The organism is Actinomycetota bacterium (assembly GCA_035759705.1).
Lineage (GTDB): Bacteria > Actinomycetota > CADDZG01 > JAHWKV01 > JAHWKV01 > JAJCYE01.
Genome location: DASTUJ010000027.1, coordinates 1 through 5,689 on the forward strand (window position 1 = coordinate 1; position 5,689 = coordinate 5,689).

The 5,689-nt window shown below is 66.3% G+C and carries 5 protein-coding genes; 3 read left to right on the forward strand and 2 right to left on the reverse strand.

The genetic code is table 11. From position 1 onward, the window contains the following. Positions 1-727 (reverse strand): amino acid ABC transporter ATP-binding protein (locus VFV09_01665; protein HEU4866411.1); only part of this gene is annotated, 727 nt, incomplete at its 3' end. A 65-nt stretch (positions 728-792) separates the two neighbouring features. Next, positions 793-2,772: an acyltransferase family protein gene (locus VFV09_01670; protein HEU4866412.1), complete on the reverse strand. Its 1,980-nt coding sequence runs from the start codon at positions 2,770-2,772 to the stop codon at positions 793-795. A gap of 267 nt (positions 2,773-3,039) precedes the next feature. On the opposite strand from VFV09_01670, the gene VFV09_01675 reads away from it, so the two are divergent. The 3 genes from VFV09_01675 to VFV09_01685 form a co-directional block, all read left to right on the forward strand. After that, a complete protein-coding gene (locus tag VFV09_01675; protein HEU4866413.1) occupies positions 3,040-3,333 on the forward strand; it encodes a hypothetical protein in 294 nt (97 codons plus the stop codon). Continuing rightward, complete coding sequence (locus tag VFV09_01680) at positions 3,330-3,911, forward strand: DUF1326 domain-containing protein (protein HEU4866414.1); 582 nt, start codon at positions 3,330-3,332, stop codon at positions 3,909-3,911. The genes VFV09_01675 and VFV09_01680 overlap by 4 nt, the downstream gene beginning before the upstream one ends. Before the next feature lie 101 nt (positions 3,912-4,012). Then, on the forward strand, positions 4,013-5,689 hold a 1,677-nt coding region (locus VFV09_01685; protein ID HEU4866415.1), incomplete at its 3' end, for an AAA family ATPase.

Genomic DNA, 5,689 nt, shown 5'->3' on the forward strand with positions numbered 1-5,689 from the left:
TGGATAGGAAGTCTCGCGCTCTTTCGGTCTGCGGTGCGTCAAAGAACTCGTTGGGCGGCGCCACCTCCAGAATCCGGCCGGCGTCCATGAAAACCACCCTCTGGGCGGCCGAGCGGGCAAAGCCCATCTCGTGGCTTACTACGATCATCGTCGTGCCCTCGGTGGCCAGCTCCACCATGACGTCCAAGACCTCCTTGATCATCTCGGGGTCCAGGGCGGAGGTCGGCTCGTCGAACAGCATGACCTTGGGGCTCATCGCCAGCGCCCGGGCGATGGCCGCCCGCTGCTGCTGGCCTCCGGAGAGCTCGGCCGGGTACGCCTGGGCCTTCTGGGCGATGCCCACCCGCTTCAGCAGGTGCATCGCCTTGTCCTCGGCCTCCGACTTGGAGAGCCCGCGCACCTTGATCGGCCCGAGGGTCACGTTCTTCAGGATGTTCTTGTGGGCGAACAGGTTGAACGACTGGAACACCATGCCCACGTCGGCCCGGATGCGAGCGAGGTCCTTGCCCTCCTCGGGCAGCGGGACTCCGTCGATGAGTATGCGGCCCGAGTCGATCTTCTCCAGGCGGTTGATGCACCGGCAGAGGGTGGACTTGCCGGACCCGGACGGCCCGATGACCACAACGACCTCACCCTTGTCGACGGTGAGGTTGATGTCCTTCAACGCTTGCAGGTCGCCGAAGCTCTTGTTGACACCTTCGAGGACGACGAGCGGGGTGTCGGACATCATGGGCCGAAATCTATCACCCGAAGGACCGGGGTCAGAAGGTTGAGCTTCTTCGCCTCCGGCCGCTATCCGTTTACGCTGCCGCTCAGCAGGTCCACGTACATACCGACAGCGCTCGGGCGGAGGTGGACGCCGTCCTTGTAGAAGGCCTCCGGGTGGGCCGAAGCCGTCCCCTTCCAGTCGACCAGCTTGGCGTTGGGGAAGCGGCCGATGTTCTCGGACAACATCCGGTTGTTGATCTCCTCCCAGGGCCGGGCGACCTTGACGTTGACTATCGACACCCGAGGCACGTCCTTCAGGATCTCCATCAGTTGGTCGAACTGCTTGATGGTGATCAGGCCGTTGGTGCCCATGTGGATGATCACGCTGTCGCCGAGCTCTCCCCGGTCCTTCATCCCCTGGGCGGTCTCGATAACCGCTTTGGTCTGCCTTCCGATGTCGGCGTCGACCACACCTCCGGCGAGGCGCGCAGCCAGGGCGTCCTTGGCGATGAGCATCACCGAGTCGCCGATGGCGGTCACCTTCACCGGGGGCGGGGGAACTACCGGCGCAGCCGGGTCCACCGGCGGCGGAGCCGCGGCGGCCGGGTCCACCGGAGGAGCGGTCTCCGTAACGGCCAGGCCCTCAACTGGGTGGGTGGCGCTCGATGCGGTGGAGACGTCCTTCGCCGCGAGTGCCTCCGCGGCCGGCGGCTTGGGGGCGCTGCGCGGGATGGCGGCTCCGGCGACCACCGCAGATACCAGAAGCACCGGCAGCATCAGGAATGCCAGACCGCCGGCCGCTTTGCCGAACGAGCGGCCGGTGAACCCTTCCTTCATCCGCTTCCAGGCACGCGCCAGTGCGCCGTGCCGGATCGGCTTCTCGATCAGCTCGTAGCTGGCGACCGCAAGCGCCAGCGTCAGGCCCATTCGCAGAGCAAGCAAGGGTAGTCCGCTGAGGCTGACGTCGAGGTCGGGCCGGGTGACCATGAACACCGGCCAGTGCCACAGGTAGATCGAGTAGGAACGCTGGCCGAGCCACCTCATCGGAAGGTTGCCCAGCAGGCCTTTGGTCAAAAAGCCCGGATGGGACGCCACCGCCACGACAATGGCGGCGAGCAGGGCGACCGCGGTGAAACCGCCCCGGTAGAGCCGGGGCTCGAACTCGTGCCAGTTCACCACCAGCCAGCCGATGACGCCGAGCGACCCCAGCGCCGCCGCGTCGCGGGCAAAGCTGCCGACCCACTTGGGCGCTGCGGTGCGGTGCCCGGGGCTCCATAAGAAGGCCAGCGCGGCGCCGAGCAGGATCGTGCCGAGCCGGGTGTCCGTGCCGTAGTAGACCCGCGAGGCGTCGGCTTCAGGCGAGTACATGAGCGCCATGGCGACGGCGGACCCCGCCACCGCAAGCAGGATCCACTTCACCAGGCGGCGGGGCTTACGCAACGGGTTGCGCAGGCCGAACGCCAGGACCAGGGGCCACAGAAGGTAGAACTGCTCCTCCACCGCCAAGCTCCACAGGTGCTGCAGAACCGGCGGGCGGCCGATTGCCTCGAAGTAGGGCTTGTCCTGGAAGATCATCCACCAGTTGCTGACGTAGGTGAGGGCTGCGGTGAGGTCGCCGTTCAGGCTTTCGTTCTGGTCGGGGGCCAGGATCGGAACTGCAACCGCAACCACCGCCAGCATCACCATCAGGCCGGGGAGAAGGCGCAGGGCCCGGCGACCCCAGAACCTGCTCAGGCTGATCCGGCCGTTGCGAGAGTGCTCGCTCAGCATGAGCGCCGTGATCAGGTAGCCGCTGATGACGAAGAAGACGTCGACGCCCAGAAAGCCCGCCCTGGCCCAGGGCAGGTCGGCGTGGTAGGCGAGAACCGCAAGAACTGCCAGGGCCCTCAGGCCGTCCAGGGCCGGCATGTAGCTGAGCGAGCTGCTGTGCGGGTTCTTCAGCTTCTTGCGAGCGGCACTCGGGCTCTCGACAGCCTTGGGCTCGGCGACGGTTTCGGGCGCGTCCTTGACGTCGCCCCATTTGAAGGCAGGCGGAAAGGTAGCCTCTTTAAACCGTGTCGCCATGTTCTAAAGCCTCAGGAATTCGATTGAAATCTTTGTCAAGTTCTGTTGCGCAAAGGGGACGCAGATGATACCCGAGGTTGGGAAAACGGGGAGGCCGGCGTCCGTAATTCACGGAACTTTGGTCTCTACCTTCACGGTTGGCGCGATACGCAAACCTTTCGCTTTGGATCTCCGTAGCCAAATCCGCAATGCCACGGATGACCTCAGTAGGCCCCACCGGTAGCTTCCTTCTAGAAACAAGTTGTTCGGTTTTCGGGAGGTGCAGCTATGCGGTATCTGGTTGAAAAGGGGTTGCGGTACGTGTTCTACGTCATCATCGGCGCGTCTCTCGTGCTGGTGACCACTCCGAGCCTGGCCGGGGCGTTTCCCGGTTCCAGCGCATTCATCCTCTGGCCTATCACCGGGCTTCTGGCATACGTGCTTCACCTCTTCGAGGACACCGGCAAGCTGAACAACCTGCTCGAGTCCGTTCGCTCCGTGGAACGAAAGGTCGCACCGTCGACAATCAAGCTGGCTCGAATGGCCGCTCCGGCGCCCTCGGCAAAGGTCCAGCGAGTATGAGTCCCGGGGACTACGACCTGGAGGGTTCGGTGCTGGACGTCTACAAGGGAGTCCCTTTCTGGTACGAAGGGCCTGGTGGGGAGGTCGGATCCTCCTCCGTCACCGCCTGGCTGATAGACAAAGGCGAGATATCGGGCACCGGGGTGTCGGACACGGCCCTGATAACGATCACCACCAGAGAGCCGGGGGATGTCTCGAAGGCCCGCCGTTTGATACTCGTGGACGAGGACGCCCGGCCCGAGGTGGTCCGGTGGATCCTGGATGCCTTCCAGGGAAGGATGGGCGGACCGCTCGCCCGCCTGGCGGCACTTGCCGGTGAGCAGATCGGCTTTTATCAGGTGCCCATCAACTACCGTCTGGAGGAGTCGAAGAGCTCGCTGTCGGTTCCGGACAGGTTGAAGGTCCAGGCTACGGGCCGCCGGATCCCGGATTCCCACCCCGCCGGATCGGCTGCGCCGTGGAGGCGGGGGTGGATCGGCTCGGGCGAGGAGGCCAGGGTCGAGGTCCCCGAGTTTCAGATGGTTTTCACCCTGGGACGGCCCAGGGCGGTCCGCGGAGCGTTCCGCTTCGCGTCATGAGCCGTGAAAACGGCGATTCCGCCGTGTTGCTCAGCCGCAAGCAGATGCCTATTGTTCTTCGAAGGGAGATTTCGGACCCGTACCTTCCGAAGACTCAAGGCATGCTGCGAAAGACGAAGCTTGTCGGCAGAGCATTGCTGCAGTCCGAGCTGGAAGCGGTCCGCAGAGCCTCGGCCGAGGGCAATTTCAGGTGTGTGGTCCTCTCCGGCGACCCCGGCGTCGGCAAGAGCCGGCTGGCGGCCGAGACGCTCGCCCGCGGGACCCGCACCAGCGTGACGCTGGTCGCCCGGGCGTACCCGCTGGGTGAGACGGCGCCGATGGGCCTGTGGGCCGAAGCGTTCGAAGGCTACCTGCGGGGACTGCCGCCCGAGGAGGTCACCCGCCTGTGCGGCGGCTTCCTGGACGATCTTTCTTCACTGCTCCGGACGGTCGCGGCGGTGCGGGGATCGGTTCCGGAGTCCGAGCCTCCCAGGCTCCGGCTGCTCCAGGGGCTGGCGGCGCTCCTCGGCAATATCAGCGGCAAGGCCCCGGTGCAGATCGTCCTGGACGACGTGCATCTGGCGGACGCCTCGTCCTGGGAGACCCTCCACTATTTTGCGCGAAACCTGTACCACGCTCCGATTTTGGTGATCGCATCAGCCAGGGCAGCTGAGCTCGACGGCCTTGCGATTGCAAGGGAGGTGCTGGCATGGCTGGAAAAGGATCGGATCCTTCTCCGGCTCCCGGTGCCGCCCCTGCAACCGCAGGCCGTCGGCGAGCTGGCCGAGTCGTTCCTCGGATCGCCCCCGTCCGGTGCCCTGACCGATTGGTTGGTGGAGCAGTCCCGCGGCAACGCGATGTACGCCCTTTCGTTGCTGCAGGCCCTCGTCGAGCAGGGGGCCGACCTGGACTCTCCCCACCTTCGATCGTTGCCGGATGCGCTCGCCGGCGTGGTCAAGACCCAGCTCGAGGGCCTGGACGAAGCGGCGATCTCCACGCTCGAGGTGATGGCTGTGGTCGGCCAGCGGGTGGAGTTCGACGAGCTGATCCGGCTTGCCGGACGCCCGGCGGACCGGCTGGAGGTCCTGCTTCACAAGCTTGTGCGGTCTCGTCTGGTGGTGGACGAGGAGCGGGGGAGAAGCCTCACCTACGAGATCGCACACCCTCTCATCCGGGAGGTCATCTTCGAAAGCATCGGGCCGGCCCGCCGGCGTTCGGTGCACCGTCTGGTCGGGCGGGCCCTGCTCGCAGCCGGGAGGCTGGGGGCCGCCGCCCCCCACTTCGTGCGCTCGGCCGGGATTGGGGACGACGAGGCGGTCGAGGCGCTGCAGAACGCAGTGCGGCAGGCCGAGGAGCGGGAGGCGTACCAGGAGGCGTTGACGATTCTGAACGCCCTGGTTGAGCTGCTTCCGGCGGGCGACCCTCGGTGGCTGGACGTCGTCGACGCGCTTAGCTGGCAGGCGGATTGGGTCCTGGACCACCGGGCGGACGCCCACGCCGCCCTCGGCCTGGAGGCCACGCGCCAGATCGACCGGGTCCTGGACCGGTCGGACGACCCGGCCCGCAGGGCCGCAGTCAAGTTCCGGCTGGCGAGCTTTTTGAGCTGGGGCGTCGGGGAGCTCGCCGAGGCGGAGGACCGGTGCCTCGAGGCGATAGCGCTGTTCGACGAGGCCGGGGACCGGCGCAGCTCGTTGCTGGCATCGGCAGAGATGGCGTGGCTGGCCTCCCTTCAGGGACGGTTCGCCGAGTCGGCCGACCGGGCCGCCAGGGTCATCAAGGCCGCCTCCGCAGCCGGCGAG

What these genes read in the sequence shown, in the direction of transcription:
- VFV09_01675 (HEU4866413.1), top strand. Translation starts at nt 3,040, where the DNA reads ATGCGGTATCTGGTTGAAAAGGGGTTGCGGTACGTGTTCTACGTCATC.
- VFV09_01670 (HEU4866412.1), bottom strand. Translation starts at nt 2,772, where the DNA reads ATGGCGACACGGTTTAAAGAGGCTACCTTTCCGCCTGCCTTCAAATGG.
- VFV09_01680 (HEU4866414.1), top strand. Translation starts at nt 3,330, where the DNA reads ATGAGTCCCGGGGACTACGACCTGGAGGGTTCGGTGCTGGACGTCTAC.